The sequence below is a fragment of the Sphingobium terrigena genome (genome assembly GCF_003591655.1).
Taxonomy (GTDB): Bacteria; Pseudomonadota; Alphaproteobacteria; order Sphingomonadales; family Sphingomonadaceae; genus Sphingobium; species Sphingobium terrigena.
On sequence record NZ_QVRA01000070.1, the window covers coordinates 1 to 3,069 of the forward strand.

At 62.0% G+C, this 3,069-nt stretch carries 3 protein-coding genes; 1 reads left to right on the forward strand and 2 read right to left on the reverse strand.

Translation table 11 applies throughout. The annotated features are described in order from the left end of the window. Window positions 1–124: 124 nt before the first annotated feature. Together D0Z70_RS24280 and D0Z70_RS24285 are read right to left on the reverse strand one after the other, a co-directional pair. The gene (locus tag D0Z70_RS24280) at window positions 125–913 is read right to left on the reverse strand and encodes an SDR family NAD(P)-dependent oxidoreductase (RefSeq protein WP_013039098.1); all 789 of its coding nucleotides are present in this window, start codon (window positions 911–913) and stop codon (window positions 125–127) included. After that, window positions 910–1,461: a recombinase family protein gene (locus D0Z70_RS24285; RefSeq protein WP_041386225.1), complete on the reverse strand. Its 552-nt coding sequence runs from the start codon at window positions 1,459–1,461 to the stop codon at window positions 910–912. The genes D0Z70_RS24280 and D0Z70_RS24285 overlap by 4 nt, the downstream gene beginning before the upstream one ends. A gap of 139 nt (window positions 1,462–1,600) precedes the next feature. Between D0Z70_RS24285 and D0Z70_RS24290 the strand changes: the two genes are divergently transcribed. After that, on the forward strand, window positions 1,601–3,069 hold a 1,469-nt coding region (locus tag D0Z70_RS24290; RefSeq protein WP_147418838.1), incomplete at its 3' end, for a DUF4158 domain-containing protein.

Below are 3,069 nucleotides of genomic sequence, written 5' to 3' on the forward strand. Positions count from 1 at the left end.
AGGGGTGACTACACGAAAGTGACGTATCTGCACGCTAAGAGCGAACAAATCCGGTACAATGCCAGCAGAGGCTACCTGTAGGTACTCAACGGCGTGTTCAACCTATCCTTTGAGCATGTGTCGATCATTGCGGGCGCCGATATGGGAGTGCCGCAAGCCGGCTCACCAACGATCGAGGTAGAGCCCTGCTCGCCAAGTATGTGAGTCGGTTGCCCATCCCCGGTATGGCGAAGGATCGCCGATGAACCAGAGCGTCGACGGCAAGGGTCGCGCAGCGATCAACGTTCATCAAGCCCAACTTTCCCCACTTCAAATCGCTGAGGGCAGCCATGTCGGTGTCAATGCCACCGGGTGCAAAAGACCCAACGCTCACACCCGTCCCGGCAAGCTCGATGGAAAGTGCCCGCATGAGGGTACTCACATAGGCCTTCGACGCGCCGTAGACCGCTTGGAAGGGTACGGATGTTTCGCCCGCCAGGCTCGACACTGCGATTATTGAGGATTCAAACGGCTGCTGCCGGAAGATCGCAATCAGGCGGGCCAGCAAATCCGTGAAGCCGGCTACGTTTGTTCCAATCACCTCGGCATAGGCGTCGGCACGGCTAGCATCAAACGGACCGGCGCTCGTCAGCCCGGCAGCCAAGAAAGCCGCATTGACTTTCAATTCTATAACCTTGGCCGCAATCTTCTCCCTGCCCTCAATTTCACGTTGATCGGCCACTATGATCTCGCACGGGACATTAAACCGCTCGCCAATTTCGGATTGTAGCTCCCGCAAGTTGTCGAGCCTTCGCCCAACAATCAGGGGCTTGGCCTGGTACGATGCCGCCAAACGGAGGGCTGACGCCCTGCCCAAACCGGTTGAGGCCCCTGTAACCAGCACCCACGAGTTCTGGATCGGCAGCGGTTTCATGCGCTTTCCAGAGCCTTGTACAGGGCGGTTTTCCCGATCTTGAGCCGAGCCGCCGCCTCACGAACAGTTAGGCCCGCTGCGATGTGCGCCCGCGCCTTGCGCAGCTTGTCGGGAGTGACGACAGGGCGGCGACCGCCCTGACTACCGCGCTCGCGCGCGGCTCGCAGGCCAGCATGGGTGCGTTCCCGGATCAGATCGCGCTCGAATTGGGCAAGCGAGCCGAAGATGTTGAATACCAGCATCCCGCCTGACGTGGTGGTATCGATCTGCTCGGTGAGCGAGCGGAAACCCACGCCGCGCGCCGCCAGCTCGCCGACTTTCTCGATCAGGTGGCTCATCGAACGCCCAAGACGATCGAGTTTCCAGACCACCAGCGTGTCGCCGGTACGCAGATAGGTGAGCGCCTCGGCCAGGCCGGGCCGATCGGCTTTTGCTCCAGATGCATAATCGTCGAATATGCGATCGCAACCGGCAGCGCTCAACGCGTCGAGCTGGAGCGCCAGCTTCTGGTCTGCGGTCGAGACGCGCGCATAGCCGATCAGCGCCACATGCTGCCCGATCGTGTCCGTTTTCCCATCATTTTGCGATCTTGTCCGAATCGCCATCACAGGTCCAGAGTTGACGGACATATTCATCCTGGCCGCCAGAGGACCGTCTGACGGACAGGCACAGCGAAGGAGATGATGCTTGGCGAGGCGGCGACTGGTGAGCCTGGAAATCTGGGCGGGGCATTATGACGCGCCGCTCGATGAGCGCGAGATTGCACGTCACTATACGCTGACCAGTGACGACCTGGAAATTGTCGGTCGCCGTCGCGGCGATGCCACCCGGCTCGGTTTCGCGATGCTCCTGCTCACCATGAGATGGCCTGGCCGTGCGCTGGAAGCGGGCGAAGTCCCGCCCGCCCCTGTGCTCGGTTATGTGGCCCGCCAACTCGGCGTCGCGCCCGACGCCTTTGCGGACTATGCTCGTCGGGATCAGACCCGCCGCGAGCATCTTGTCGAAATCCGACGATCGCACGGGTTCAGGATTTTCGATCGCGACGCATTCCGCGAAGTCGTCGCCTTCTCGATCCCTATCGCACAGACCATCATCCACCCCGGCCAGATGGCAGGCGTCATCGTCGACGAACTCCGGCGTCGGCAGATCCTCCTACCTTCTTCTTCGATTCTAGAAGCGGTGCTGCGGCGGGCTCGCCAGCAAGCCGAACAGCTTACCTATGAAGTGCTCACAAACGGTCTGCGGCCCGACACCCTTCAGGACCTGGACGATTTGCTGGCCCGACGAACGGGGCAAGCCGCGACATGGCTATCCTGGCTTCGCAATGCGTCACAATCGCCGGCAGCGCGCAACATTCTGCGCCTGATCGAACGGCTCGCCTATGTCCGCGCACTGGGCCTCGATCGCGGGCGGGCTGACATGATTCCGGCTTCGACTTTTGACAGGCTCGCGGACGAGGGCAGCCGCATCACGCCCCAGCATCTTGGCGAACTCAATGCCCTGCGCCGACATGCGACGCTGGCGGCAACCGGCATCCGCCTTGAGGAAGACCTGACCGACGCAACCCTGACGATGTTCGACAAGCTGTTGGGCAGCATGGTGCGCCGCGCCGAAAACCGGACCCGCGACAAAGCCCTCAAGACGGTGCGCGAGCTGCAGGGTCATCTCCGGACGCTCACAGGGTCTTGCCGCATCCTCATCGACGCGCGAACCAACGGCGTGGACTCGCTGGCGCAGATCGAGGCGCTGGACTGGCAGCGCTTCGCCGTGTCGGTCGAGCAAGCCGAAGTGCTCAGCCGACCGGAAACCGTCGATCGCACCGCTGAATTGATTGAGCGGCATCGCACGGTAAAGCTCTTTGCCGGCGCCTTTCTCAACACCTTCGAATTTCGCGGTGCCGGTGCGGTGCAGGGACTTCTGTCGGCGCTGGCCATTATCGCGGAGCTATACCGGACCGGCAAACGGCGCTTGCCTGATCGCGTGCCGCTGCGCTTTGTGCCGTCCGCATGGCGGCCGTTCATCCTGCGCGATGGCATCGTCGACCGCGCCGCCTATGAACTATGCGCTCTGTCGCAGCTACGTGAGCGGCTGCGAGCGGGAGACATATGGGTCGCGGGCAGCCGCCAGTTTCGCGATTTCGACAGCTACCTCATCCC

Coding starts and splice junctions, on each gene's coding strand:
- D0Z70_RS24280 (WP_013039098.1), bottom strand. CDS start 913: ATGAAACCGCTGCCGATCCAGAACTCGTGGGTGCTGGTTACAGGGGCC.